Origin of the sequence: Kocuria tytonis (genome assembly GCF_003226895.2) — a bacterium.
GTDB lineage: Bacteria > Actinomycetota > Actinomycetes > Actinomycetales > Micrococcaceae > Kocuria > Kocuria tytonis.
Window position 1 is genome coordinate 172850 of the sequence record NZ_PNJG02000004.1, and the last position, 25459, is coordinate 198308.

General features: G+C 72.2%; 25 protein-coding genes and 1 tRNA gene. 12 read left to right on the top strand and 14 right to left on the bottom strand.

All coding sequences use genetic code 11. The features are described 5' to 3' along the window. Window positions 1-119: 119 nt before the first annotated feature. The 8 genes from C1C97_RS10985 to C1C97_RS11020 all read right to left on the bottom strand — a co-directional run bounded on the left by C1C97_RS10985 (window position 120) and on the right by C1C97_RS11020 (window position 7371). Window positions 120-1214, bottom strand: a complete 1095-nt coding sequence (locus C1C97_RS10985; RefSeq protein ID WP_110920691.1) for a pyridoxal-phosphate-dependent aminotransferase family protein — start codon at window positions 1212-1214, stop codon at window positions 120-122. A 213-nt stretch (window positions 1215-1427) separates the two neighbouring features. Then, window positions 1428-1619 (bottom strand): hypothetical protein, encoded by a 192-nt coding sequence (locus tag C1C97_RS10990; RefSeq protein ID WP_121031837.1) that lies wholly within the window; start codon window positions 1617-1619, stop codon window positions 1428-1430. Further along, entirely contained in the window at window positions 1616-1804 is a 189-nt protein-coding gene (locus tag C1C97_RS10995) for a helix-turn-helix transcriptional regulator (protein WP_110920689.1), read from the bottom strand. The genes C1C97_RS10990 and C1C97_RS10995 overlap by 4 nt, the downstream gene beginning before the upstream one ends. 128 nt (window positions 1805-1932) lie before the next feature. Continuing rightward, a complete protein-coding gene (locus C1C97_RS11000; RefSeq protein WP_233542903.1) occupies window positions 1933-3156 on the bottom strand; it encodes an MFS transporter in 1224 nt (407 codons plus the stop codon). Window positions 3157-3425: 269 nt separating this feature from the next. Continuing rightward, window positions 3426-3890 (bottom strand): SRPBCC domain-containing protein, encoded by a 465-nt coding sequence (locus C1C97_RS11005; RefSeq protein ID WP_121031838.1) that lies wholly within the window; start codon window positions 3888-3890, stop codon window positions 3426-3428. 66 nt (window positions 3891-3956) lie between these two features. Then, window positions 3957-4742: a glycosyltransferase gene (locus C1C97_RS11010; RefSeq protein ID WP_121031840.1), complete on the bottom strand. Its 786-nt coding sequence runs from the start codon at window positions 4740-4742 to the stop codon at window positions 3957-3959. After that, window positions 4739-6076 carry a bifunctional PIG-L family deacetylase/class I SAM-dependent methyltransferase gene (locus tag C1C97_RS11015; protein ID WP_121031842.1) on the bottom strand — a complete coding sequence of 446 codons (1338 nt, stop codon included), beginning with the start codon at window positions 6074-6076 and terminating at the stop codon, window positions 4739-4741. The genes C1C97_RS11010 and C1C97_RS11015 overlap by 4 nt, the downstream gene beginning before the upstream one ends. Then, window positions 6070-7371: an acyl-CoA dehydrogenase family protein gene (locus C1C97_RS11020; RefSeq protein WP_233542904.1), complete on the bottom strand. Its 1302-nt coding sequence runs from the start codon at window positions 7369-7371 to the stop codon at window positions 6070-6072. The genes C1C97_RS11015 and C1C97_RS11020 overlap by 7 nt, the downstream gene beginning before the upstream one ends. A gap of 97 nt (window positions 7372-7468) precedes the next feature. On the opposite strand from C1C97_RS11020, the gene C1C97_RS11025 reads away from it, so the two are divergent. The 4 genes from C1C97_RS11025 (at window position 7469) to C1C97_RS11040 (ending at window position 10371) form a co-directional block, all read left to right on the top strand. Then, window positions 7469-7837: a GntR family transcriptional regulator gene (locus C1C97_RS11025; RefSeq protein WP_121031844.1), complete on the top strand. Its 369-nt coding sequence runs from the start codon at window positions 7469-7471 to the stop codon at window positions 7835-7837. Between the two features lie 126 nt (window positions 7838-7963). Continuing rightward, window positions 7964-8356 carry a hypothetical protein gene (locus C1C97_RS11030; RefSeq protein ID WP_110920684.1) on the top strand — a complete coding sequence of 131 codons (393 nt, stop codon included), beginning with the start codon at window positions 7964-7966 and terminating at the stop codon, window positions 8354-8356. A 4-nt stretch (window positions 8357-8360) separates the two neighbouring features. Next, window positions 8361-8957, top strand: a complete 597-nt coding sequence (gene mobA / locus C1C97_RS11035; protein WP_121031846.1) for a molybdenum cofactor guanylyltransferase — start codon at window positions 8361-8363, stop codon at window positions 8955-8957. Between the two features lie 19 nt (window positions 8958-8976). Then, window positions 8977-10371, top strand: coding sequence for a molybdopterin molybdotransferase MoeA (locus tag C1C97_RS11040; protein ID WP_233542905.1), 1395 nt, complete (start codon window positions 8977-8979; stop codon window positions 10369-10371). 123 nt (window positions 10372-10494) lie between these two features. Here C1C97_RS11040 and C1C97_RS11045 read toward each other — a convergent pair whose 3' ends face one another. After that, window positions 10495-10995 carry a DUF456 domain-containing protein gene (locus C1C97_RS11045; protein ID WP_121031848.1) on the bottom strand — a complete coding sequence of 167 codons (501 nt, stop codon included), beginning with the start codon at window positions 10993-10995 and terminating at the stop codon, window positions 10495-10497. Window positions 10996-11174: 179 nt separating this feature from the next. Continuing rightward, window positions 11175-16265, bottom strand: coding sequence for an NAD-glutamate dehydrogenase (locus tag C1C97_RS11050; RefSeq protein WP_121031850.1), 5091 nt, complete (start codon window positions 16263-16265; stop codon window positions 11175-11177). 334 nt (window positions 16266-16599) lie between these two features. Here C1C97_RS11050 and C1C97_RS11055 point away from each other — a divergent pair, with 334 nt between their 5' ends. After that, on the top strand, window positions 16600-17451 hold the full coding sequence (locus tag C1C97_RS11055) for a formate/nitrite transporter family protein (protein WP_121031852.1): 852 nt from the start codon (window positions 16600-16602) through the stop codon (window positions 17449-17451). Between the two features lie 70 nt (window positions 17452-17521). Here C1C97_RS11055 and C1C97_RS11060 read toward each other — a convergent pair whose 3' ends face one another. Together C1C97_RS11060 and C1C97_RS11065 are read right to left on the bottom strand one after the other, a co-directional pair. Further along, entirely contained in the window at window positions 17522-18067 is a 546-nt protein-coding gene (locus C1C97_RS11060; RefSeq protein WP_121031854.1) for a histidine phosphatase family protein, read from the bottom strand. 239 nt (window positions 18068-18306) lie between these two features. Then, on the bottom strand, window positions 18307-18753 hold the full coding sequence (locus tag C1C97_RS11065; RefSeq protein ID WP_121031856.1) for a YsnF/AvaK domain-containing protein: 447 nt from the start codon (window positions 18751-18753) through the stop codon (window positions 18307-18309). A gap of 108 nt (window positions 18754-18861) precedes the next feature. On the opposite strand from C1C97_RS11065, the gene C1C97_RS11070 reads away from it, so the two are divergent. The 3 genes from C1C97_RS11070 to C1C97_RS11080 all read left to right on the top strand — a co-directional run bounded on the left by C1C97_RS11070 (window position 18862) and on the right by C1C97_RS11080 (window position 21118). Next, complete coding sequence (locus C1C97_RS11070; protein ID WP_110919942.1) at window positions 18862-19497, top strand: tetratricopeptide repeat protein; 636 nt, start codon at window positions 18862-18864, stop codon at window positions 19495-19497. Continuing rightward, on the top strand, window positions 19494-20447 hold the full coding sequence (locus C1C97_RS11075) for an aldo/keto reductase (protein WP_233542906.1): 954 nt from the start codon (window positions 19494-19496) through the stop codon (window positions 20445-20447). Before C1C97_RS11070 ends, C1C97_RS11075 begins: the two co-directional genes overlap by 4 nt. Before the next feature lie 125 nt (window positions 20448-20572). Beyond that, the gene (locus tag C1C97_RS11080; RefSeq protein WP_110919941.1) at window positions 20573-21118 is read left to right on the top strand and encodes a DUF2617 family protein; all 546 of its coding nucleotides are present in this window, start codon (window positions 20573-20575) and stop codon (window positions 21116-21118) included. A gap of 19 nt (window positions 21119-21137) precedes the next feature. Here C1C97_RS11080 and C1C97_RS11085 read toward each other — a convergent pair whose 3' ends face one another. Continuing rightward, a complete protein-coding gene (locus C1C97_RS11085; protein WP_110919940.1) occupies window positions 21138-21614 on the bottom strand; it encodes an acyl-CoA thioesterase in 477 nt (158 codons plus the stop codon). 117 nt (window positions 21615-21731) lie between these two features. Between C1C97_RS11085 and C1C97_RS11090 the strand changes: the two genes are divergently transcribed. The 3 genes from C1C97_RS11090 to C1C97_RS11100 all read left to right on the top strand — a co-directional run bounded on the left by C1C97_RS11090 (window position 21732) and on the right by C1C97_RS11100 (window position 23511). Beyond that, window positions 21732-22370, top strand: coding sequence for a YdcF family protein (locus C1C97_RS11090; RefSeq protein WP_233542907.1), 639 nt, complete (start codon window positions 21732-21734; stop codon window positions 22368-22370). Window positions 22371-22487: 117 nt separating this feature from the next. After that, window positions 22488-23339, top strand: coding sequence for a metal-dependent hydrolase (locus C1C97_RS11095; RefSeq protein ID WP_110919939.1), 852 nt, complete (start codon window positions 22488-22490; stop codon window positions 23337-23339). An 88-nt stretch (window positions 23340-23427) separates the two neighbouring features. Beyond that, window positions 23428-23511 (top strand) — tRNA-Leu (locus C1C97_RS11100). 155 nt (window positions 23512-23666) lie between these two features. Here C1C97_RS11100 and C1C97_RS11105 read toward each other — a convergent pair. After that, complete coding sequence (locus C1C97_RS11105; RefSeq protein ID WP_121031858.1) at window positions 23667-24155, bottom strand: Lrp/AsnC family transcriptional regulator; 489 nt, start codon at window positions 24153-24155, stop codon at window positions 23667-23669. 169 nt (window positions 24156-24324) lie between these two features. On the opposite strand from C1C97_RS11105, the gene hisC reads away from it, so the two are divergent. Continuing rightward, on the top strand, window positions 24325-25458 hold the full coding sequence (gene hisC / locus C1C97_RS11110; protein ID WP_199712251.1) for a histidinol-phosphate transaminase: 1134 nt from the start codon (window positions 24325-24327) through the stop codon (window positions 25456-25458). The last annotated feature ends 1 nt before the right edge of the window (window position 25459 follow it).

Genomic DNA, 25459 nt, shown 5'->3' on the forward strand with positions numbered 1-25459 from the left:
GGCGCCCAGGTCGCCCGGGGTCCGACCCGCGCGCCGGCTGGCCGACGTCACGCACGGGCCGGCCGGGCGGCCGGCTGAAGGGCGCCCGGCCGGCGCGACCGCTCAGCCGCTGGGGGCGATCAGCGGCCCAGCACGTTCCTCAGCGCACCGAGGACGAGGGTCACGGACTCGGGGCACGCGTTGGGGCCCATGAGTCCGATGCGCCACACGGTGCTCGCGTACTCCTTCACACCGGGGCCGATCTCGATGTCGTAGGTCTCCAGCAGCTCCTTGCGCACGGCCGCGGAGTCCACACCCTCGGGGACCTTCACGGTGGTCAGCTCCGGCAGGCGGAACCCCTCCCGGGCGAAGAGCTCCAGGCCCATCTCCTGCAGGCCGTCCTGCAGCGCCCGGCCCGCGGCCTCGTGGCGCTCGCGGACGGCGTCCAGCCCCTCCGCCAGAATGCGGCGCAGCCCGGCCTCGAGCGAGGCGACCATCGCGACCGGCGCGGTGTGGTGGTAGGTGCGGGTGGCCCCGGACGCCTCCCCCACGTAGCCGCCGAGCATCCCGAGGTCCAGGTACCAGGAGCGTGGCTTCGCCACGCGGCGCTCCCACGCCCGCTCGGACACCGTGAACGGCGCCAGGCCGGGGGCCACGCCCAGGCACTTCTGGGTGCCGGCGTAGCCGATGTCGATGCCCCACTCGTCCGCCTTCAGTTCGATGCCGCCGATGGAGGTCACGGCATCCACGAGCAGCAGCGCATCCCCCTTGAGCGCGCCGAGAGCGGCGATGTCCGAGCGGACACCCGTGGAGGTCTCCGCGTGCACGGCGGCGATGATCTTCGGGGAGGGGTGCGCGGCGGCCACCTTCTCGGGGTCCACGGGCTCGCCGAACGGGAAGTCCACCCGGGTGACCTCGGCGCCGCAGCGGGCCGCGACGTCGCACATGCGCTCACCGAACAGGCCGTTGACCGCGATCACCACGGGGTCCCCCGGGTTCACGAAGTTCACGAACGCCGCCTCCATGCCGGCGGAACCGGTGGCTGAGAGCGGGAGCGTGCGGCGGTTCTCGGTGCCCCACACTTTCCGGAGGCCCTCGCAGGCGCTGTCCATGACGGTGAGGAACTGCGGGTCCAGGTGACCGAGCAGCGGGCGGGCCAGCGCCTCGGTGGCCTCCGGGTACGGGTTGGTGGGGCCGGGGCCGAACAGGTGGCGGACGGTGAGGATGTCGCTCATGGAAGGGTCTCCTGACTGCGCCGGCCGAACTCGCGTCCTCACGGGGCGGTGCCCGCGGGAGCACCGGCGGACGGCGGCGCGCGTTGGTGTGCGGGGCCGCCTCCAGCGTAGAGCCAGATCACACGAGGCGCGATCCCCGCGCGTGCCGGTGCAGGCAGGGCCGCGGCGTCGTCGCATCCCCCGCTCCGCAGGACCCGGGCGACGCCGCCGGGCTCAGTCCGTGAGCTCTGAGCGCCGCTGGCGCAACTCGCGTTCCGCGAATCGCAGGGGCGACCCGTGGAACGGCAGCGCCTCGAGGTCAACGGTGCTCGCCCCGTCGCCCCGTTCCAGTCGAGCCGCCAGCCGCCCGGCCTTGTAGACGTCCGCCGCGGGGACCGAGCGCAGGCGCTGCACATCGGCCGTCATGCCACGCTCACCCGCAGACCGAGCACACCGGCGGTGGCGACGAGGGCGGCCACCGTGGGATTGCCCCGTCCCGTCTCGATGGCGCGCGCCGTCCTCTCGGAGACGCCCGAGAGGTCCTTCTGGGTGAGTCCCGCCTCGCGACGGGCTCGCCGGATGGCCTCGCCCGGCTCCGCGATTCGCTGCATCCGTCTCTCCTCCGGCAAGAAGTTGCCGATTTCGGTGTATTGGACCCCATCCTGCCGCCCAACCCCATAGACCGGCAAGATGTTGCCTTTCTGGGTTCCACGGCGTCGTCGCACTCGTCCGAATCGACCTATCGGCAGGATGTTGCCGCTCGCGGCAGGAAGGTCAGTGCGAGCACCACGGCCGTTACGATCAACCCCGCAATGCACAGCACCGCGCCGTTCCACCCGGCGGCGGTGAAGGGGACGCCCACCGCGTACCCGAACACGGATGAGCCGCCGTAGTAGAGCAGCGTGTAGAGGGAGGATGCCTGCGCCTTCCCCTCCGTTGCGAGCGCGGGGACCCACCCGTTGGCCACGGAGTGCGCCGCGAAGAACCCGGCCGTGAACACGAGCAGCCCCGCCACGATCACGGGCAGCCACGGCACGGTGGTGAGCAGCAGACCCGTGAGCATGACCAGCGCGGAGCCGAGCAGCACGGGGCGGCGTCCGAACCGCCCCGCGAGACCGCCGGCCCGTGCGGAGGACCACGTGCCGGAGAGGTACGCCAGGAACAGCACGGACACCACGCTCTGGGGCACGTTGAACGGCGCCTCGCCCAGGTGGAAGCCGATGTAGTTGTAGACCGCCACGAAGCCGCCCATGAGCAGGAAGCCCTGCAGGTACAGCGTGAGCAGCCGCCGGTCCCGGAGGTTGCGCCACAGGTGGGAGAGCAGTCCCTGCTCCCCCGTGAGCCGCACCGGCTGGGGCGTGAACCCGCGCTGCCGTGGCGCGAGCACAATGAACACCACCGCGGCCGCCGCGGCGAGCAGGGCGACGACGGACGTACCCACCCGCCAGCCGAAGAAGTCCGCGAGGGGTGCGGCGACGATCCGCCCGAACAGTCCGCCCAGGCTGGTCCCGGAGATGTAGGTCCCGGCGGCCACCGCGCCGTAGCGGGGGTTGACCTCCTCCGCGAGGTAGGCCATGGCCACCGCCGGGATGCCACCCAGTGCCATGCCCTCCACGAACCGCAGGGCCACCAGCGCCTCGAACGAGGGCATGAACCCCATGAGCACACCCAGACACGTGGCCGCCACGACGGCGATCACCATGGCCCGCAGCCGCCCCCACCGGTCCGAGACGAGCGACCACGGGATCACTCCCACCGCAAGCCCGAGCGTGGCCGCCGAGACGGCGAGCGCGGACTGGGCGGCGTCCACGTTCAGGTCCTCGGCCATGATGGGCAGCACGCCCTGCACCGAGTACAGCTGTGCGAACGTGGCCACGCCCGCGCACAGCAGCGCCACGAGAATGCGCCGATAGCCCGAGCTCCCCTTGTCGTAGCCCTCCCACACCCTGCGCGACGACCCCATACCCGGGTGCACCTCCTGCTGCGATGGTCCCGCCCGGGCAGCTGCATCTTCCCGGACCCGGCCGTGCCACGCGTGCACGACCCCGGCCAGGCTACGCCCGGTGGGCACCCGCGCCCGGGCCGCTCGCGCGCGAGGTTCCCGTGCGGCGTCGTCCGGGAGTCGCCCGGAAAGGGCGGCACCGCACCCGGACACGACGACGCCCGCGCCCTCCCCGGGGAAGGCGCGGGCGGTCGGTCACGAGCCGCGGGGGCGAGAGCCCCGGTGCGGGATCAGGCCCCCGAGACGGACGCGGCGAGCTTCTCGAGGGACTCCTCCAGGACCTTCTCGCCGAAGAGCGGGAAGCTGATCTTCTTCGTCACCTTGGGGTTGGCGTGCTCCCACGAGTAGGTGAGGGTCACGGTGGTGGAGTCCGAGCCCTCGGGCTGCAGCTCGTACATCCATTCCCAGCCGTTGTCCTCCACGGAGGTGCCCTCGGGGCAGGGCTTCCACGCGATGAGCTTGTTGGGGTCCAGACCGGTGACGTGGTTCTCCGTCTTGTAGTCCCCGCCCATCATCTCGGCGTGCATGTTCATTACGAACACGTCGCCGACGTTCTGGATGCGCTGGTCCGTGCCGGAGACCACGGTGCCGGAGGCGTCCAGGCCGGGGTGCTTGGCGGGCAGGGTCAGGACCTCGAAGATCTCCTCCGCCGGGGCGTCGATGACACGGCTGACCTTGATGCTCTTCTCACTCACGAGTTACCTCCATGTACGTCGGATGGTGCTTTCCCCCACACCGTAGACAGCAACCGGGGTGGCGGATCAAGCGTTTTTGCGGTGGGCGAAGCGTCTCGGCCCGGGCGCCCCGCAGGGGGTCTCCTCATCCTGGGCCAGCTGCGCGAGGCTCAGCAGGTGGTGCGCGAACCCCAGTTCGGCGCGGCCCTCCAACCGCCCGGAGGTGATCGCCCGGATCCGGTCCGTGGCCTCGATCCGGGCCCCGGCGGCCCGCAGCCCGGCCACCAGGGCCTCGTCCTCGCTGCACGCCACGGGCGGGTAGCCTCCCACCCGCTCGTAGAGCGCGGCACGCACACCCATGTTCGCGGCGTGGATGTGCGGGTGGCCCTCCGCGAGGGTGTGCTCGCGCTGCCACAACCGGTACACCGCTTCCGGGCACTCGACGGGGTCCGGTTCCACGGTGCCGAGAATCGCGTCCACTCCGTGGGCCGCCCGCTCCACCTGGTACGCCAGCCAGTTCCGCGGCACGGCGGTGTCCGCATCCGTGGAGGCGAGCCACTCCGGGTGCCGTCCCGCGGTCAGTGCGTGGTGCGCGGCGGCGGCACGCGCCCCGCCCGCGCTGCACCACCTCCCGGCAAACACCTCCAGCCGGGCCGCGCCCTCCGGGAGGCCCGACGCCGCCCACGCCGCCCGCGCGCGCTCCACCGTACGGTCGGTGCACGAGTCCGCGGCGAGCACCACGGTCACGGTCGGCGCGTCCTGGCCGGCGGCACCGTGCAGCGCCGTGACCGCCGCCGCCACCGAGGCCGTGCAGCGCCCCACCCGCTCCTCCTCGTTGCAGGCCGGCACGACCACGGCGAGCCGGCGGATCACCGCTGCCCCCGCGGAACGGGGGCGAAGACCTCGAGGTCGAAGTCCCGTTCCCGGTGACTCACGACGCGCCGCAGGTCCGCACGCCGTCGCGCCTCACGGTGCACGTCCGCCCCGTCCAGGGGCCAGCCCTCGATGGGGTGGCGCCAGTGGCACAGCACGAGGTGGCCCTCCGGCTCCAGTGCGGCCACGCAGCGGTCGAGCAGCTCCTCCCACTGTTCGGGCGAGCAGAAGTACCCCATCTCACTGACCACGATCAGCTCCCGGCCGGCCCAGCGGTCCTCCCAGCCCGCGGGCAGCACGGCGTTGACGAGCTCCACGTTGGTCACCCCCTCGCGGTCCAGCCGGGTGCGGGCGGCCCGCAGGGCGACGTCGCTCGCGTCCACCGCGACCACGCTCCCCGCCCGCCCAGCCAGGGCCACCGTGAGGGCGCCCGTGGAGCAGCCGAGGTCCAGGACCGTGCCGTAGCGCTGCCGGGGCAGGCACCCGAGGAGCACCTCCCGCTTGCGCCGCTCGTACCAGGAGGTGTCCACGTCCCAGGGATCCTCGGCCGCCGTGTGCACGCGGTCGAACACGGTCTTCTGGTCCGGGGCGCTGAGCACGAAGAACTCCGCGGAGCGCTCGAAGTGGGCCAGCACGTGGGGGCCCAGCAGCACCTCGTCGCCGGGGCGGTCCGAGAGCGGGCGCACCTGGGTGGCGTGGTGCTCGAGGGCGGCGCGCTTGGCGGAGCGGGCGGCGTCGTCCAGCGGGATGCGCACCAGCCCGCGCGGCAGGCGCGTGGGTGAGCCCCAGTGCCAGAACCAGATGGGGAACTGCGCGCAGCGCAGACCACGGGCACCGGCGGCGCGGGTGACGGTGCGGGCGAGGACCTCGTGGTCGGTGTGCCCGTCCCGCTCCCACGTGACGAGCACGAGGGGGTTCTCACCGCCCTGCACCCAGTCGAGGTGCTCCGCGACCGGACCCCGCAGCTCGTCCTCCGCGAGGGCGCCGTCCGTGAGCGAGAGGAAGACCGGGGCGGCCCGGTCACCGGCGAGCGCCCGGACCGCCGCCACCATCTCCCCGTGCCGCAGCTCGGCCAGCTGCTGCGGGGTGTGGGTGCTCGATCCGGGGTGGGAGTTCTCCCCGAGGGTGGCCACGACCACCCGCACCTCGGCCCCGGCACGGGCCAGCCGGTGCACCGTGCCGCCCGCACCCAAGGTCTCGTCGTCGGGGTGGGCGGCGAACACCACGGCGCGGTCCGCGCCGGTCAGCTCCAGCTCCGGGGCGCGGTGCAGGGCGCCGCAGCGGGCCCAGTCGCTCTCGGCGGTGCCGGGGTCGCGGTGGTCGAAGGTCACCACGGTGTGTCCTCGGGGTGCGCGGTGCCGCCCTCCCGCGGGATGTCCGTGGCGCGCTCGGGGTGGGTGCTGCCCCCGGCGCGGGCGGTGTCCTCGGCGAGCGCCAGCAGGGCGCGCCCCAGTGCCGCGGTGTCCCGTTCGGCGTGGTCCTGGCGGATGTAGACCTGCAGGGACTCCACGCGGCGGATGTGCGCGGGGTCCCCGGTGAGCGGCCCCGGCCCCGTGGCGCGGGAGACCACGCGGACCACGGTCTCGGCGGCGTCGGCCACGGTGCGGCGCACGCGCAGGGCCCAGGCGGCGCCGACCTGCCCGGCGGCGTCGCCGTGGTCCACGGCCACCGCGGCGCGCTCCAGCACGGCGCGGGCCGCGCCGAGGGTGAGGTCCAGCTGTCCGAGGGCGGTCAGGGCGGCGTCGTCCACCGGGCGGCGGGGATGGCGCAGCTGGTCCCAGAGCAGGTCCGCGACGGCCTGTGCGCCGCCCAGCCAGATCGCGGCAACCCCCATGCCGCCCCACGCGAAACCGGGGCGGGTCAGGTACCACTCGTCCGCACCGAGCGGCTCGGCGGGGACGTCCTCGAACGTGACGGGCACGGTCACGACCTCCGCGAGCCCGTGCGACGCCCACTGCGTGACGGGTGCGGGCCGGAATCCGGGGTGGTCGGTGGCGACCACGAACGTCCGCCGGTGGCCGGTGGGCGCACCGTTCTCGTCCGCGACGTGCGCGGTCACGATCGCGCGGGACACCGCGTCCGCGAGCGAGCACCACGGCTTGGTGCCGGTGAGCGTCCAGGTGGCGGCCGGGCGGTCGTCCGCCGCGGAGGCACCGGGCGACGACGTGCGCGCCGCTCCCTCGCTCCCATCCCCCGTGAGCCCACCCGGTTCCACGGACGACGACGCCGTACCGCCCTGGCCCGCCCCACGGTCCCGGTCCGGCACGGCGTCCTGGTCCGGCCCGCGGTCCCGCCCGGGCGCCGTGGGCGTGGCCAGCAGCGGCTCTCCCGGCCCCTCGGCGGCCCACACGGCCCACGTGTCCTGGGTAGTGACGAGGTCCTCACGACCGGCCTGGCGCAGGATGGCTAGGGCGTCCAGGTGGGGCTCGATGATGCGGGCGTGCGCGAGGTCGGCGCGGCCCAGGGCGCTCAGTGCGCGCCACAGCTCGGGCGTGGCACCCTCCCCCGGGAAGGGGAGCTGCCTGCCGAGGTCCCGGGCCCGGTCCAGGGCGTGGTCGGTGAAGCGCCGGACGGCCTGCGCGTCCGGGGCGGCACCGGCAGGAATGGGAAGGTCAGCATGCTCGGACACGACCACAAGCCTACGTGCAGTGCCGGGCCGCACCTGGTGCGCAGGCCACCGGTGCCGCGGGTCCTACGATGAGGGCACACGACGGAAAGGCTCACCCATGTTCACGGTCGACCCCCACTCCACAACCCCGGTGTACGAGCAGCTCGTGGAGTGCGTGCTGCGGGACGTCGCCGGCGGGGAGCTCGTGGTGGGAGACCGCATCCCACCCGTGCGGACCCTCGCCGGGGAGCTCGGACTGGCCGCGGGAACCGTGGCCAAGGCCTACAAGGAGATGGAGGCCCGCGGTGTGATCGAGACCCGCGGCCGCGCGGGCACGTTCATCGCCCAGAGCCGTGACGACCGCGAGACCGCCGCGGCCCGGGCCGCCGCCCGCTACCTGGACGAGGTGGCCGGGCAGCTGCACTACTCCCCGCAGCAGTGCGTGGCGCTCGTGGAGCGGGCGGTGCGCAAGCGCGCGGGGGACTGACCGCACCGCGCGGCCCGGGCGGACCAGCGCACCGCCGCGCGCGCCCACGACCGCCGACGGTCGGTGTCGACCGCGGCGCACTCGCCCCGCACCGGCCCCGGACCACCGCGCTTAGACTGGTGAGTCATGAAGTCGTTCGTCGCGCCCGTGCTGCTCGTGGTCACCGCCGTCATCCAGTCCATGGGGGTCTACCCCTACGTGCAGGACGGCATCACGCTCGCGGGGCAGCTGCTGTTCCCCATCCTCTTCGCGCTCACCGCCATGTACCTCTCCCGCAAGGGCCGCCCGGGGGTCTTCGGCACCGTGCACATGGTGGTGCTGATCCTCTCGGTGCTGGTGCTGCTGCTCTCCCTGGTGGGGATGAGCCAGCAGATCCCCACGCTCTACCCCACGATGATCCTGTACTACGCCGCCTTCGTCCTGCTCGCGGTGGAGTGCGGGCTGCGCATCGCCGGTCTTCCCAAGAAGCAGCGTCCCGCGGACTCGGAGCTCGACGACGACGCCGCCACCACCCGCTGAGCCCGTGGTCACCCCCGCGGGTCCTCGCTTCGACACGGTGATCGTGGCCGGGGGCCACTCCTCTCGGCTCGGCGGCACACCCAAGGCGCAGCTGCCCGTGGCCGGCTCCACGCTGCTGGCCCGCACGGTGGAGGCGGTGCTGCCCTTCGGCACCGTGGTGGTCGTGGGCCCCGAGGATCCCACCCTGCCCGCCCGGGTGCTGCACACCCGTGAGGACCCCCCGTTCTCGGGCCCGGCCGCCGGGGTGGCTGCGGGCGTCGTCGCCCTGGCACCCGTGGCGGACCGCCGGGACTGGACGGCCGTGCTGGCGTGCGACATGCCCGGCGTGGACCGCGCGCTCCCGGTCCTCCTCGCGGCGGCCGGGCGGGCGGCGTCGGACGTGGACGGGGTGATCGCGACGTCGCGGGAGGGGCGCCGGGAGAACCTCGCGGTGCTGGTCCGCACGGGCGCGCTGACCCGCGTGCTCGCGGAAGTGCCCACGGCGGACGCGTCCGTGCGCTCCGTGTGGCGCCGGCTGCGGCTCCAGGAGACCCCCGTCCCCGAGGACAGCACCGCGGACGTGGATACGTGGGAGGATGTTCGCAGGCTCGATCTGTACTGAATCAGCACGCTGAGGAGACATGATGCCCGGACTTCCGCACCCGCACGACCCCTCCGTCCGCGAGGACGAGGACCAGCCGCAGCACCGCGGTGAAACTCCGGAGTCCACCGTGCGCTGGGCGCAGTGGGACGAGGCGCGGCGGCTGGCGTACGGCGTCCCGCAGCCGCTGCCCAACATCCTCCTGCCGCTCGCGCAGTGCCTGGACGAGACCCTCGCGGAGTCCGTGACCGCCGAGATGCCGGTGCCCCACTACGCCTCCGCGGCCGAGGACGGCTGGGCCGTGGCCGGTGAGGGACCGTGGCGCATCCGCACCCCGCAGCCCGCGGAGACTGACGAGCGGCTGCTGCTGACCCTGCCCCCGGACCGGCGGATGCTGCCGGTGGTGGAGCTCACGCCCGGTGAGGCCACCCACGTGAACAGCGGGGACCCGGTGCCCTACGGAACGCGTGCCCTGCTGGAGGCCCACCGCGGCCATGTGGTTCCCGCCGACCCCCACGCCGAGGTTCCCGAGGGCACGGAGCACGGTCGCAAGGCCGTCGAAGGGGACACCCTGGAGGACGCCACCCCCGCAGCCGCCCTCGTGAAGAACCAGGGCGTCCGCGCGGTGGGTGAGGAGATCGAGCAGGGAGACCTGCTGCTGCGCGCGGGCCGCCGGCTCAACCCGGTGCACCTGGGCCTCGCGGCGAGCGCCGGCCACGATATGCTCCCCGTGCGCCGCCGCCCGCGCGTCACCGTGCTGCTCGGCTTCACCAACATGGTGGAGGACGGCATTCCTGGTCCCGGCGAGGTCCGGGACTCGCTCGGGCTGCAGCTGCCCGCCGTGCTGCGGGAGCTGGGCGCGAACGTGGACCAGGTCCGCCGCGTGGCCGACGGCTCCGACGGCATGGTGCATGCCCTGACAGAGTCCCCCATGGGCGCCAACTCCCTGTTGGACGCGCGCGTCGAGATGGTGGTCACCACGGGCGGCACCGGTCACGGGGAGGACGACCACGTGCGGCAGGCGCTCGAGGAGCTCGACGCCCACCTCATCCTGGACGGTGTGGCCCAGGAACCGGCCCACGGCGTGATCCTCGCGCAGCTGCCGGACGACGGTCCCGTGGTGCTGGCCCTGCCCGGCTCCCCGCTGAGCGCCATGACCGGCCTGCTCACCGTGGGCCACGCGCTGATCGCCGGAGCCACGGGTGAGACCCTGCCGCTGACCCGGCGCGTCACCGCGGGCCGGGCACTTGAGCCCACGGGTCACACCCGCGTGATCCCCGCCTACATCCAGGACGGCCGGGTGATCCCGGAACCCGCCGTGGGCCCGGCCATGCTCTCGGGTCTCGCCCACGCGGACGTGCTGCTAGTGGTCCCGGAGGACGGGATGCACGCGGGTCAGGACATGGAGGTCGTCCCGCTGCCCTGGCGGGCGTGAGCCGCGGACCGCACGAGCGGGTCGACCCCAGGCCCGGAGCAGGGTTCCGCAGCGCGCAGGTGAGCCGTTGCCCAGCGGGCCGCGACGTCAGCGGGACGCCGCGCGCTGGGGCCACGCGGCCGGTCAGCCCATGGTGAAGTGGACGATTGCTCCCACGATGAACGTCAGGGAGGCCAGCAGCGCGCAGGACAGCTCCACCAGCATCCCCAGGCCCATGGCCTTGGCGGCCGCCCACGAGGTGGCCAGCGCGGTGCTGAAGTTGCGGTTGCGCACGGTCTCGGACAGCAGCAGCCCCACGATGAATCCGATGAACAGCCCCACCACCGGGATCACGAACATCCCGACCACCGCGCCCACCACACCGAAGACCAGTGTGCGGTTGGGGATGGCACGGCGTCTGAGCCGCCTCCCGGTCAGTACCAGGCTCGCCGACATGCCGGCGATCAGCAGGGTGCCACCCAGCGCGAGGACCACCCACCCCTCCGGGGCGCGCACCACGAATGCCCAGACGACGAGCCCGATCAGCGCGGTGATGGACCCCGGCAGCACCGGGATCACGATTCCCAGGCAGCCGATGATCACGAGCACGGCGGTCACGACGGTGGCGATGATGTCTGCGGTCACGGGCCCATCGTACGGTGGCGGCCCCGCGGACGACGGCGTTCCCGCACCGGGGCGGTGAGGTCCGGCCCTCGCGTTCGCCCTCCGGGTGCACGACCGCGCCCCCGCCGCCCGGCACGCGAGGTGCGAGGGGCTGCAGGGGCGCGGTGCGGCGTCGTCGTCGGACGGGCCTGCGGCGGAGATCAGTCCATGAGCGCCCCGCGCAGGGTGCGCAGCGCCACGGACAGGGCCGCGAGCTCACCCCCGGCGTCATCACCGGACATGGACTCGATCTCGTCCAGGACCGCGCGCAGCCGCTCCAGCCGGTCCGCGTTCTCCTGCTCCCACGCCTGCACCTTCTCCTGGGCGTTGGCGCCCGGGTGCTCCAGCGCCTGCGCGGCGAGCGCCACGAGAGTGGAGTAGAGGTCCTCGCGCATCGCGATCCGCGCCATGTTCTCCCAGCGGGTGGTCTGCGGCAGGGCGCTGATGCGGTTGAGCAGGTTCTCCAGGCCGTAGCGGTCGAACAGGGCGAAGTACACGCGCGCGATCATCTGCACGCTCACCCCGTTCTCGTCCGTCCCGGTCGCGAGGTCCACGGGCGACGACGCCGCCGCGGCACCGCCCTGCTCCTCGCTCACCGGGTCCGTGCCCGTGATGCCCTGCGACTGCGCGAGACGGGCGACGTCCAGCAGCGCGAAGGCGTCCAGCAGCTCCGCCCACTCCACCGCGAGGTCCCGGGGCACCCCCTGGCGCTCGGCGAGGTCCGCCTCCGCCTGGGTGCGCTCCTCGGACTCCGTGCCCATGAGGTGGTCGGAGCCGAAGCGCAGCGCCACGATGGGCCGGTAGGTGTCCACAAGGTCCTGGATCTCCGTGTCCGTCTCCTGGCGGTGCAGGAACCACCGGACCACGCGGTCCAGCAGCCGCCGCATGCGCAGGGACATCCGGTTCCACAGCTCCAGGGGCACCTCCGCACCCAGGTGGGCGTGGCGCGCGGCGTAGCTCTCCAGCTCGAAGATCTCCATGGCCGCGGTGAACGCGCGGGCCACGTCCGCGAGGTCGGAACCGGAGTCGTCCACCACGCGGTACGCGAACGCGATGCCGCCGTAGTTGATGATCTGGTTGGCCACCACGGTGGAGATGATCTCCTTGCCCAGCGGGTGGGTGTCCAGCTGGTCCCCGAAGCGCTCCCGGATCTGCGCCGGGAAGTACTGGGAGAGCGTGCGGTGGTACCACGGGTCGTCCGCGAGGTCGCTGTCCACGAGGGCCGCGGTGAGCTGGATCTTGGCGTACGCCGTGAGCACGGACAGCTCCGGACCGGTCAGTGGCTTCCCCTGCGTGGCCCGCTCCCGCAGCTCGCGGTCCGAGGGCAGGAACTCGAGCTCACGGTTGAGGTCCGCCGTCTCCTCCAGCCAGTGCATGAGCCGGATGAAGGTCTCGGTGAACTCCACGCCGCGGGCGCGCTCGGTGGTGAGCAGCACGTTCTGCGCCACGTTGGTGCGCAGCACCAGCTCGGCCACCTCGTCCGTCATGGACTCGATGAACTCCGCGCGCTCCTCCGGGGAGAGCAGACCGGCCTGGACCATGCCGTCCACGAGGATCTTGATGTTGACCTCGCGGTCCGAGGATTCCACGCCGCCGGAGTTGTCGATCGCGTCCGTGTTGACCAGGATCCCGTTCTGCGCGGCCTCGATGCGGCCGAGCTGGGTGGCACCCAGGTTCCCGCCCTCACCGATGACCTTCACGCGCAGCTCCGCGCCGTTGACGCGGATGGCGTCGTTGGCCTTGTCCCCCACGTCCTGGTGGGTCTCGGAGGAGGCCTTCACGTAGGTGCCGATGCCGCCGTTGTACAGCAGGTCCGCCGGCGCCAGCAGCACGCGCCGCACGAGCTCCTGCGGGCTGAGCGACTCCACGCCCTCCTCGATGCCCAGCGCCTCGCGCACCTGCGGGGTGAGGGGGATGGACTTCTCCCGGCGGGAGTACACCCCGCCGCCCTCGGAGATCACGCTGCGGTCGAAGTCCTGCCACGAGGTGCGCCCGGCGGTGAACAGCCGCTCACGCTCCCTGTAGGAGGCCGCGGCGTCCGGGGTGGGATCCAGGAAGACGTCCCGGTGGTCGAACGCGGCGATCAGGTGGATGTGTTCGGACAGCAGCATGCCGTTGCCGAACACGTCACCGGACATGTCCCCCACACCCACCGCGGTGAACGCCTCGGACTGGGTGTCCACGCCGAGCTCGAAGAAGTGGCGCTTCACGGACTCCCACGCACCGCGGGCGGTGATGCCCATGGCCTTGTGGTCGTAGCCCACGGACCCGCCGGACGCGAACGCGTCCCCGAGCCAGAAGCCGCGCTCCAGGGAGACCGCGTTCGCGGTGTCCGAGAACGCCGCGGTGCCCTTGTCCGCGGCCACCACCAGGTAGGAGTCGTCGCCGTCACGGCGCACCACGTTCTCGGGGTGCACCACGGTGTCCCCGGCCGCACCGGAGGTCTCGGCGGCCTCGCTCGCACCGCCCCCGGATCCCGGGGTGGCGTCCCCGCGGGACGACGACGCCGTGTCCTGCGCGGTCCCGTCCTGCGCGGCGCCCGTCTCGGCCTCGCGCTCGATGTTGTCGGTGACGTCCAGCAGGGAGGCGATGAACAGCTTGTAGGCCTCCCGCCCCTCGGTCAGCCAGCCCTCACGGTCGGTCGCGGGGTCCGGCAGCTGCTTGGGGAAGAACCCACCCTTCGCACCCGTGGGCACGATCACCGCGTTCTTGACCATCTGCGCCTTGACCAGGCCGAGCACCTCGGTGCGGAAGTCCTCGCGGCGGTCGGACCAGCGCAACCCGCCGCGGGCCACCTGGCCGAAGCGCAGGTGGGTGCCCTCCACGCGCGGGGACCACACCCAGATCTCGTAGGCCGGGCGGGGCTGCGGTGCGGCCGGGATGGCCGTGGGATCCAGCTTGAACGCCATGGTGGGGCGGTTCTGGAACACGTTGGTGCGCAGGGTGGCGGTCACCACGTCCGCCATGGCCCGGAACAGCCGGTCCGCGTCCAGGCTGGGGACCTCGTCCAGGACGGCGCGCAGGCGCTCGAGCGCCGCGTTGCGCGCCTCCTCGCGGGCGGCGTCGTCGTCCCCGAACCGTTCGGGGTCGAAGCTCGCCGAGAACAGCTCGGAGAGCTCGTGGGTGGCCCGCGGGTAGTCCACCAGGGTGTCCGCGATGAACTCGAACGAGTTGGGGTGGCCCAGCTGCAGCAGGTAGCGCACGTAGGCGCGCAGCACCGCGACGGTGCGCCAGCCCATGCGCTCCGTGAGCACCAGGCGGTCCATGGTGTCGGACTCGGAGCGGCCGGAGAGCACCGCGCAGAGGGTGTCCTCGATGAGGTCCTCCGTCTTGGCGTCCTCGGGACCCTCGGGGTCCACGCCCTCGGGCAGCTCCACGCCGAAGTCGTAGAGCTGGAACTCGCGGCCGTCCGCGGGGGTGACCGTGTACGGGCGCTGGTCCAGCACGCGCAGGCCCATGTTGTGCAGCAGGGGCAGCAGCTCGGTCAGGGACAGGGACTGCGTGAGGTAGATGTTCAGGCGGACCTGGCCGTCCTCGGTCTGCGCCACGCGGACCTCGGCGGGCAGGTTGGGATCGCGGCCCCACAGCTCCTCGCAGCGCTTGAGGTCCTGGATGGCCTCCGCGATCTCGTAGTCCTCGCGGTACGAGCCCGGGAACGCGTTCTCCCACACGGGGCCCAGCGCACTGGCCTTCTCGTCCTCGAACTCCAGAGCGATGGCCCGACCCAGGGACTCCGGCCAGGACCGCACCGCGGCGCGCAGGCGGGCCTCGAGGTCCTCGTGGTCGAACTCCCGCACCTCGCCCGTGTAGGGCAGGCGGATCCGGAAGAACAGCCGCGCCAGGGAGGAGGAGGTCAGACGGACCTCGAAGTCGATGGCCTCCGCGCCGAAGACCTCGAACAGCTGGGACTCGATGCGCTGGCGCACCGAGGTGTTGTACCGGTCCCTGGGCAGGAAGACCACGGCGGACATGAAGCGGCCGAACGTGTCCTGGCGCAGGAACAGCCGGGTCTGGCGGCGCTCGTTGAGCCCCAGCACACCACCGGCGGTGTCGTGCAGCTCCGCCGCGGACATGTGGAACAGCTCGTCGCGCGGGTAGTCCTCGATGATGCCCATGAGGTCGCGCGCGGAGTGCGAGTCCGGCAGGAAGCCGAACTGCTCCACCACGGCGGCCACCTTCTCCCGCACCAGGGGGGTCTGCTGCGCGGGGACCGAGTAGGCGTGGCGGGAGAACAGCCCGAGGATCAGGTGCTCCCCGTCCACCTCGCCGTTCTCGGAGAACGTGCGCACCCCGATGTAGTCCAGGTACTCCCGGCGGTGGATGGACGAGCGGCGGTTCGCCTTGGTCACGAACACCACCTGCGGGTCCCGGGCGTGCGCGCTGCCCAGACCCGTGAGCTTCTGCGCGTGGCCCGCGGAGCCCTTCTCCCGCAGCAGGCCCAGCCCGGTGTCCGGGCGCGAGTGCAGGACGGCGTCCTCGCCGTCCGCCTCGAGGTCGTAGCGCTTGATGCCCATGAACACGAAGTTGCCGTCCCGCAGCCACTCCAGGAAGTCCTTGGCGGCACGCACGTCGGACAGGCGGGAGCCGTCCGCGCACGTGAGGTCCGCCAGCGCGCTCAACGAGTCCGCGATCTGCTGCGCCTGCCGGTGCATGGCCTCCTGGTCCTCGGCCACGCGGCTCACGTCCGCCACCAGGTTCTCGATGTGCTCCGCGAGCTCGGTCCGGGCGTCCGCGTCCAGGGAGCGGTGCAGCTCCATCCGGATCCACGACTCCACGGTGGTCTCGCCACCGTGGCCCGCGGCGGCGCCGGTCAGCTCGTCCGTGAGGGGGATGGCGGTGGTGTCCCCGGAGGAGACCGCGGAGATGTTCGGCACGCGGTCCAGGGAGTCGAGCTCACCGCCGCGGCGCACCGCGAGCAGCAGGGGGTGCAGCACGAGCTTCGCACCGCCCCAGTTCGCGGCGATCTCCGTGGTCAGCGTGGACACCAGGAACGGCATGTCCGTGGTGACCATGTACAGCACGGTGTCCCCGTGGTCCTCCCGGACCTCGATGCGCAGCTCGTCGGCGCGCCGGGTCCGCCCCACCTCCCGGTGGGTCTGGGCCCGTTCCGTGAGCACCGCCTGGCCGGTGGCCGCCATGTCCGCGTCCGGGGCCGAGCGGTAGTACTCGTTGATCCATGCCTGCGCACCGCTCCATTGCGGTCGCTGCCAGACCGTGGGGATGGCCTGGGTGGTGGCTCGGGGAGAGGTCACTGCTGCATCACGCCTTAGCTGTCGTTGAGTCGGGTGGGAACTCCACGGCGTGGCACGCGATGCCCGGATGGGGCTGCACCGCACAGACCCCCGGACGCGCTTCCCGGAACCACGGCGTCTGCACCGCCCACGGCCACACTGCCGCACAGTCCCCCACCATAGGACCCCGGGGGCGCGGGGACCAGAACCGGCGCGTGTTCGGGGCCCCCGTTGCAGGGACCTACACTCGTGCGGTACCACTTTTCGTCTTCACCCCCCTCGCGCACCACCCGTCGAAGAACGCTGCGGCACCCCGGTGGGAGGTCACGGACCGAGCAGAGAGAACAGACCTTCCATGAGCAACGTGAAACCAGCGGACGTGGTGGAGGAAGCCATCGTCTCCGGAAAGACCAAGGCCACCGCGCCGTCCGGCGCCCTCGTGCTGCGCGGCGTCCTGGGTGGGGCCGTGCTCGGCGCCACCACGTCCTTCGCGGTCTCCGCGGGCGTCAGCTCCGGGTCCCCCGTGGTGGGTGCCCTGCTCTTCCCGGCCGGCATCACCATCGTGATCCTCATGGGCATGGAGCTGGTCACCGGCGGTTTCGCGCTGACCCCCATGGCCGCGCTGCGCGGTCTCGTGCCGTGGTCCGCCGTGGGGCGCTACTGCCTCATGGTCATCATCGGGCACATCATCGGGGCGCTCGCCTTCGCCCTGCTGTACGCGGCCGTGCTCACGGGCTTCGGCTCGCACGACGCCGGCGCGCTGGGGCAGAAGTTCATCGACACCGCCCAGGCCAAGACCACCGCCTACCAGGCCCTGGGTCTCGCGGGGATGGGCACCGTGTTCGTGAAGGCCATGCTGTGCAACTGGCTCGTGTGCCTGGGCGTGGTCATGGGCATGGTCTCCAAGGACACCATCGGCAAGATCGCCGCCATCTGGCTGCCCATCATGGCGTTCTTCGGCCTGGGCTTCGAGCACGCCGTGGTGAACTTCTTCATGATCCCCATGGGCATGCTCCTGGGCGCGGACGTCTCCCTCGGCGACTGGTGGTTCTGGAACCAGATCCCCGTGCTGCTGGGCAACTTCGTGGGGGGCTTCGTGTTCACCGGGCTCGCGCTGATGTACGCGCACCGCCCGGCCCGCGCCCCGCACGACGACGCCGCCCCCGCCGCGCGCACCACCGGTTCCACGGCGGGCACCGAGCACTGAGCCCGGACCCCCGCCGCTGAGCAGGGCCCTCGCACCGTGCGGTGCGAGGGCCCTGCTCCTCTGTGCCCCGTCAGTGGGCCGCTGCGACCTGGTCCGCGGTGACCGTGAGCACCTGGCCGTTCTCCAGGCTGGGCAGCTCCGTGTCCAGCACCCGGTCCAGGGTGAGGCGGATGAGCGTGCCGTGGGCCACCACCATCACGTCCTCGCCCGGGAAGTCCGCGATGATCCGGCGCAGCACCGAGAGGCCGCGCTGCACCACGTCCTCCGCCACCTCCCCGTGCTCCTCCATGAGGGCGTGGCGTTCGTCGTCGGTGGTGCCGGTGCAGTCGTAGCCCTCCACCTCGCCGAAGGCGCGCTCCACGAGGTCGTCGTAGGTCCGGGACAGCGGCAGCCCGATCTGCTCCCCGATGATCTCGGCGGTCTCACGTGCGCGCTGCAGCGGGGAGGAGACCAGCGCGTCCCAGTGCTCGCCGGAGGCCGCCAGCTCCCGGCCCACGGTGCGGGCCTGGTCCCGGCCGGTGTCGTTGAGGGGGATGTCGGAGCGGCCCTGCAGCTTGCGCTGCAGGTTCCAGTCCGTCTGGCCGTGGCGGATCAGGGTCAGGGTCGTTTCACTCACCCGCCCAACCTACTCCCGCACGGGAGCGGCCCGGCACCGAGGCCCTGCCGTTCCGCACCGGCCCGCTCCCGGGCGGGTGCGGGGCGCAGCTGGTGGCCCCGCTGGGCGCCCTGCCCGTCACCCTGCGGAGGAGTGGACACGCCACGGGCCGGCACCCCCGCGGTGGGGATGCCGGCCCGGTGGAGCAGGAGGGGTGCGGCGGCGTCGTCGACCACGACGGGCGTCGCGCGCCCGGGAGGTCAGCGGCGGGGCTCGTCCTGGGTCTCGATGTCCACGCGCTCCTTGCGCAGGGTCTCCTCGACCACCTCGGTGCGCTCCACGCGCCTGGTCACCAGGCGCACGCGCTGGTAGGGCACACGGACGGTCTGGACCACGGGCTCGGATCGGTAGAGGATCATCTCGTCCTCCCCCACGGGCAGTTCGCGCCCGTCCAGGAACGCCTGCCGCTCCTCCTCGGAGATCGGGGTGCGCACGACGTCGGGTTCCTCGGCGCCCAGGGTGACCTCCTGGCGAACGGGTTCCGTGACCACGTACTTGCGCAGGCGGGCGCGGCCCGTCTCCTCCTGCTCGCGGTTGATCACCAGACGCTCCTCGTGACGGATCACGGAAGCACGGTCGTCGTCCTGGACCGCTGCGTGTCGCGGATCGCGCGGGTTCTGCTCCGACGCGGTGTTCTGTACTGCCATCCTGACCTCCTGAGAGAGTGTGGGACTGAGATTATCAGCCGGGTGTGTGCTGCGACCCACCGAGTAGCATGAGGGGACTGTCGACTCGGCCCCCGGGAGGATGAGCTGATGAGTTACGCGGATGACGGCAACGGCTACTTCACACGCGCTCTGGACGCCGAGGACCGCGGCGACCACGTCCTGGCGGAGACGGCGTACCGGCAGGCCATCGAGCTGTTCCACGAGTCCGGGCCCGCGGACAAGGAACTTGCGGCGTGCCACTACAACCTGGGCCACATCTACGTGGTGATGGACCGCACCAGCAAGGCCGTGGCGGAGTACCGCAGCGCGCTGGAGCACTTCGCCCGGCTCGAGGGCAGCGGCAAGCACAAGGCCCGGGCCCACCTCATCCTGGGGTCGCTGCTCGTGGAGACGCGTGAGCTGCCTGCCGCGGAGTCCCACCTCCTGGATGCCCTCGGCCAGTACCTGGACGCCCCGCACGACCCCCGGGACCAGGCGGACTGCTACATGAACCTCGCGCGCGTGTACCGCGAGACCCGCCGGAGCGCCCAGGCCGTCACGGCGTACAACCGCGCCGTGGACTTCTACGAGGAGGACCCGGACTCCTTCCGGGACCGCTCCGACTGCTTCACCGAGCTGGGCGCCCTGTACGAGAGCACCGGCCGGCTGGACGAGTCCGCGGCCGCCTTCGCGGAGGCCGCACGGCTGCGGCGCGCCGCGGAGCAGCAGGGCGGACCCGCGTGAGCTCACCCCTGATCCAGGGGTGCATGACCCTGGGCGGTTCGTGGGGTCAGGACCGCATCCCGGCCGCCCGGTACGACGCCGCCCGGGACGCCATGCATGCCGCCCACCGCGCCGGGATCACGCTGTTCGACCACGCGGACATCTACATCGGCGGGGACTCCGAGACCGTGTTCGGCCGGATCCTCGCGGAGGACGCCGAGCTGCGGCGGGACGTGCAGGTGCAGACGAAGTGCGGGATCCGGCTCCCGGGGAACACCGCCCCCGAGGGCTCCCCCGTGCACTACCGGCTGGACCGGGACACTGTCAGGTCCTCCCTGGAGGGCTCCCTGGAACGGCTCGGGTTGGACCGGGTGGAACGGCTGTTCGTGCACCGCCCGGACCCCCTGACCCCCGTGGCTGCCACCGCCGCGGCGCTGGACGAGCTCCACGACGAGGGGCTGATCGGCTCGGTGGGACTGTCCAACGTGACGCCCCACCACGTGGTGGCCTTCCAGCACCACCTGCGGACCCCCGTGACGGCGGTGCAGCTGCAGCTGAGCCTGGCGCACCGGGACTTCGTGGAGTCCCAGGTGCTCGCCAACCACCCGGACGGCACGGCCGTGTCCTTCCCCGGCGGGCTGCTCGCGCAGTGCGCGGCGGAGGAGATCGAGATCCAGGCGTGGGGCGCCCTCGCCGGGGGGATGTACTCGGGCGCTCCTGCAACCGGGGGCACGGCCGGGCACGGCGCCGCGGCCCTGGTGGCGGAACTCGCGGAGCGCATGGGGCTGCCCCGCGAGGCCGTGGTGGTGGGGTGGCTGCTGCGGCACCCGTACGGCATCCGCCCCGTGGTGGGAACGCTGGACCCGCAGCGGATCGCCGCGTGCGCGCAGGCCCCGCGCGCCGCGGAACTGATGACCCACGAGGACTGGTACGCGCTGTGGACCGCGGCGCGGGGGCGGCCGCTGCCCTGACCGGACCCCGCGGCCGTCACCGAACGGTGACCATTCGGTGCTTGCCTGTCCCCGCTCCCGGGGATATTTTCTTCTGTGAAGCCACCGCGGCGGGCTGCCGCGGAGCCGACAGGGAGAGACCGACCATGGAGCATGACTGGCTCACACACGTACCCGGGCACATCGACTGCGATCCGGAGCGCTTCGGCTACCGCACCGATCTCGGCGTCACGGACGCCCTCGCCGTCCGCTCACTGCGGGTGGACGACCTCACGCAGGTGCAGCTGCGGGTGTCCCCGGGCCACCACCAGTTCGTGCTCGAGCACGCGGGACAGCAGTGGGTGGAGACGGTGGGGATCTTCGACGACGCCGCGGAGCTGCCCGTCCTGCGCAGCGTCGCCCGTCCCACGCCGTTCGCCTCACTGGTGGAGGTGGGCTGCACCGTCACGGAGCACTCGGCGCGGGGGCTGCGGAAGGAGCTGCGGCGCGTGCGGGAGACCCTCGAGAACGCACCGCTCGCGGTGTGCGTCCAGGACCCCGAGGAACCCACCGCGGTGACCGCGGCCGCGTGCCACGTGGACGCGGAGTCCCGGGCGCTGATGTGGCGCACCTGGCGGGTGCTGCCGGAGTCCGGGGCCGTCCTGCGCACGCGCGCCGAGCTGCAGCTCAGCACCGCGCCGCTCGCCGCCTGATCCCCGGCCCCCGGACCGCTCAGAACGGCGACGGCGCCGTGTAGCCGTCCAGCAGCTCCCGCTGCTGCGGGGTGAGGCGCACCACGGTGCGGGAATCCGGGACGAAGAACGCGAGCTGGGTCTGCGCGCGGACACAGGGAGCGCCATCGGCGGAGTCCAGGATCTCGAAGCCCAGCACCAGGGTGGCGGCCCTGGCGGCGACGACCCACACGCGCACGTCCACGGGGACGTTGCGGTACTCCAGCGGCCGCAGGTACTTCACCCGGTGCTCCGCGATCAGCGCCTGCGTGCCCTCCGGGAGCACCGAGAACAGCGGGATCCTGGCGGGCACCACCTGCTCACCCGTTCCCACGGGGACGCCGAACGCCGCGATGCGGGCCTCCTCCAGGACGCGGATGACCTCCACGTTGTTCACGTGGCCGTACGGGTCCATGTCCCCCCAGCGCAGCGGAACCGGGCAGGTGACCGCGCGCTCGAGGTGTTCATCCGATCGCATGCACTGACTCCTTGCTGGGTGTTTCCGGATCCGGGTGCCACCCCGGTGGGCGTTGCCGCACCGGGTGAGATGATATCGGCGGCACTCCCGCCGAACGGACTCATCGAGAGGATCCCCGTGGCAGACACGGCCCCCGGGCGCGCGCACACCAGGAAGCGGCGCTGGCCCCTCGTGGCTCTGATCGCACCGGTGCTGCTGATCACACTGTGGCTGGCCGTGTGCCACGCCGTGCTGGACGACCCGCGCGTTGACGCGCCCGAGACCTCCGACGCGCTGATCGTCCTGGGCCCCCCGGACCCCACCCGCGTGGAGTACGCACAGGACCTCGTCTACAACCAGCACGTGGCGAAGACGCTGGTGGTCTCCGTACCGGATCCGCAGCCGTTCGACTCCCCGCAAATGGTGGAGTACTACAAGGCACGCTCGTTCTGCCAGCCCCGTGACGGTGTGGAGGTGCTGTGCTTCAAGCCGGACCCCTCCACCACCCAGGGCGAGGCCATGAAGCTGAAGGAGCTCGCCGCGCAGCGCGGCTGGAACCGGGTGACCGCGGTGACCTTCACCCAGCACACCTCCCGCTCCCGGCTGATCCTCTCCCGCTGCTACCCGGGCGAGCTGCGGATGTCCGCGGTGGACTTCCACATCACGGGCCGGAACCTGATCGGGCAGTACGTGCACCAGAGCGCCGGCTACGTGAAGGCGTGGCTCACCCCGGGGTGCGACCAGCAGCTCCCGTGGAACCCGAAGTCCTCGGACTGACGCCCACGGAGGGCTGAGCCGGGGGTCGCTTATGCGGGTCGGAACCCGTTCCTAACCTGGGGCTCTGCCACTTCCCCGAGGTCTGGAAAGGACCACTCCCATGCCCAGGCTCCCCCGATGATGGGCCCCAGCCACGCCGCCTGCGGTGCCGCCGCGTGGGTGGCACTGACCGGCACCTACACGCTGCACCTGGCGGACGTGTCCCTCCCCGTGGGGCTCGGCCTGATGCCCGTGGGACACCCCGGTGTGATCACCGGGGCCCTGATCTGCGCAGGCGCCGCGCTGCTGCCGGACCTCGACCACCCCGGTGGCACGGTCGCACGTTCGCTGCCCCCGCTGTCCACGTGGCTGGCCCGAGGGGTCAGCAGCCTCGGCGGCGGCCACCGCCGGGCCACGCACTCGCTGCTCGGGCTGCTCCTCGTCGTCGTCCTCGCGCTGCTGTCCCAGCGCGCCTCCGTTCCCGTGGGGGACGCACTGCGGTGGGACGGAGCGTCCGGGGCCGCCGGCGGGCACGTGGCGGGCGCGGCGGCGTCGCTGCCCGGGCAGGTGTGGCCCCTGGCCGCGGTGCTGTCCGTGCTGCTGATCGCGTGCGCCGTGAAGGTGCTGGCGTTCGTCCCGGACCGGCTCGCGCACGCCAACTGGGTGGTGGGCATCCTGCTGGGCACCTTCGTGGCCACCCACCCCCCGGACGATCCGCGCTGGTTCGCCGTGGCCGTGGGGCTCGGGTGCGCCGTGCACATGCTCGGGGACCTGCTCACCACGCAGGGCATCCACCTGCTGTGGCCGCTGCGCCCGCCCCTGCCGCTGCCCACCGCGTTCTACCGGCGGCGCTCGTTCGTGCGCTTCCCGGTGCTGGGCAACGCCGGGTCCGGGCGGGAGGTCCTGCTGCTCGTGCCGATCACCCTCTACGCACTGACCGGGCTCCTGTGCGCAGGCATCGCGTGGGCGGGACTCACGGTGAGCATGTGAGGGGAACCGGGAGCCGATTCGCCAACCCGTCACGGGTGGGGTAGGCTTTTCGACGTTGCTCACGGGCGTACGCCGAGTGGGACAACGAGCGCGAGTGGCGGAATAGGCAGACGCGCACGGTTCAGGTCCGTGTGCCCGAAAGGGCGTGGGGGTTCAACTCCCCCCTCGCGCACCGCTGGAGGATCCCGTTCGACCGAGAGGTCGGACGGGATTTTTCATGTCCGCACCGCGGCCGGACCTGAACCGCGTCCGATGCCCCTCCGTCCGGTGCACGCCGCCTGCGTCTCCCCTGACGACGCGCGCCATGCCGCCGCGTCCCGCCGCACCTCACTCGGCGTTCCGCTCGGCGGCACCGCCCACGTGCGCGAACAGCGGCAGCACCCTGTTCTGGAAGTGGGTCTGCAGCACCACCACGCTGCGCGTCCGGTTCACGGCGCTCGCGCTGGAGACGGAGTCCAGGACCCGCTGCAGGTCGTCATTGGACCTGGCGACCACGCGCACCATCACGTCGTGGTCGCCGGAGACCGTGTACATCTCCACGATCTCGGGAATCTCCCGCAGCGCGGTCCCCACGGGGACGTGACCCATCCCCTGCACGATCTCGATGGACACGATGGCCATCACGGGATAGCCGAAGTTGGCGGGGTTCAGCGTGGGTGCCATGCCCTGCACCACTCCCGCGGCCCGGAGCTTGTCCAGGCGGGACTGCACCGTGGCACGGGCGACCCCCAGGAGCCGGGAGGCCGCCAGCACGCCGATCCCGGCGTCCTCGCTGAACAGCTCCACGATCCGGACGTCGAGCTCGTCGATCTTCATCTTCACACCTCGTACGGTCTGTGACGGCTTGGGGGTGGCACATTGTGCAGTGTTCCGCGGCACGCACCGGGGAACGTGAGCATTGTGTTCAGCCTATGGTGGTTCAGTTGTGCCGTCCCGTGCCGTATGTCACTGTGACTGCCACCACAAATCCGTCAAGGAGTCATACGTGACACATCATGCCTCGGAGGACGCGGCCCGATCCGCCGTGTCCCTGCGCTCCGCACTGCAGGCCCTTCCCCCGTACAAACCCGGGAAGTCCGCAGCCCAGTCCGACGTCATCCAGTACAAGCTCTCCTCCAACGAGAACCCGTATCCGCCCCTGCCCTCCGTGCTGGACGCCGTCAACCAGGTGTCCCCGGAGATGAACCTCTACCCGGACATGACCTGCCAGGCCGTCACGCAGGCCGTGGCGAACCGGTGGGGCGTGAAACCGTCCTGCGTCAGCTTCGGCAGCGGTTCCGTGGAGGTCGCCTCGCAGATCATCCGCGCCGTCTGCGAGGAGGGCGACGAGGTCGTCTTCGCGTGGCGCTCCTTCGAGGCCTACCCCATCCTGACCGGGCTGGCCGGTGCCAGCGCCGTGCACGTGCCGCTGGACGAGAACGAGCGCCACGACCTCCCGGCCATGGCCGCCGCGATCACAGATCGCACCAGGGTGGTCCTGGTGTGCACCCCCAACAACCCCACCGGCACCTCCGTGACCGCGGACGAGCTCCACGAGTTCATGGAGCAGGTCCCCCAGAACGTCCTGGTGGTGGTGGACGAGGCCTACGTGCACTTCAACGTGGACCCCGCCGCGGCTCGCGGCATCGACTTCTTCCGCCAGTACCCCAATGTGGTGGTGCTGCACACGTTCTCCAAGGCCTACGGGCTGGCCGGGCTGCGCATCGGCTACGCGATCGCACCGGACTACATCAGCGCCGCACTGCGCGCCGTGGCCATCCCGTTCGGCGTGACCAACCTGGCCCAGCAGGCCGCCCTGGCGAGTCTCGCGGCGGAGTCCGAGATCGAGGAGCGCATCACCGCCCTGGTGGAGCAGCGCGACCACGTCTTCCGGCAGCTCACCGAGCAGGGCTGGGGCGTCGTGGAGTCCCAGGCGAACTTCGTGTGGCTGCGCACCGGTGAGCACACCCTGCAGGCGGAGGAGATGTTCACCCGGCACGGCGTGATCGTGCGGGCCTTCGGGGACGAGGGCATCCGCGTGAGCGTCGGCTCACCCGCCGGGAACCAGGCCTTCGTGGTGGCCGCACAGGACGTGCTGAACCACATCCACGCCGCATCCACGCCTCGGAACGGGAGCTGAC

Coding starts and splice junctions, on each gene's coding strand:
- C1C97_RS11065 (WP_121031856.1), bottom strand. CDS start 18,753: ATGGCAGTACAGAACACCGCGTCGGAGCAGAACCCGCGCGATCCGCGA.
- C1C97_RS11055 (WP_121031852.1), top strand. CDS start 16,600: ATGAGCAACGTGAAACCAGCGGACGTGGTGGAGGAAGCCATCGTCTCC.
- C1C97_RS11105 (WP_121031858.1), bottom strand. CDS start 24,155: ATGAAGATCGACGAGCTCGACGTCCGGATCGTGGAGCTGTTCAGCGAG.
- C1C97_RS10985 (WP_110920691.1), bottom strand. CDS start 1,214: ATGAGCGACATCCTCACCGTCCGCCACCTGTTCGGCCCCGGCCCCACC.
- C1C97_RS11085 (WP_110919940.1), bottom strand. CDS start 21,614: ATGCGATCGGATGAACACCTCGAGCGCGCGGTCACCTGCCCGGTTCCG.
- C1C97_RS11040 (WP_233542905.1), top strand. CDS start 8,977: ATGATGCCCGGACTTCCGCACCCGCACGACCCCTCCGTCCGCGAGGAC.
- C1C97_RS11030 (WP_110920684.1), top strand. CDS start 7,964: ATGAAGTCGTTCGTCGCGCCCGTGCTGCTCGTGGTCACCGCCGTCATC.
- C1C97_RS11080 (WP_110919941.1), top strand. CDS start 20,573: ATGGAGCATGACTGGCTCACACACGTACCCGGGCACATCGACTGCGAT.
- C1C97_RS11000 (WP_233542903.1), bottom strand. CDS start 3,156: ATGGGGTCGTCGCGCAGGGTGTGGGAGGGCTACGACAAGGGGAGCTCG.
- C1C97_RS11095 (WP_110919939.1), top strand. CDS start 22,488: ATGATGGGCCCCAGCCACGCCGCCTGCGGTGCCGCCGCGTGGGTGGCA.
- C1C97_RS11070 (WP_110919942.1), top strand. CDS start 18,862: ATGAGTTACGCGGATGACGGCAACGGCTACTTCACACGCGCTCTGGAC.
- C1C97_RS10995 (WP_110920689.1), bottom strand. CDS start 1,804: ATGCAGCGAATCGCGGAGCCGGGCGAGGCCATCCGGCGAGCCCGTCGC.
- C1C97_RS10990 (WP_121031837.1), bottom strand. CDS start 1,619: ATGACGGCCGATGTGCAGCGCCTGCGCTCGGTCCCCGCGGCGGACGTC.
- C1C97_RS11025 (WP_121031844.1), top strand. CDS start 7,469: ATGTTCACGGTCGACCCCCACTCCACAACCCCGGTGTACGAGCAGCTC.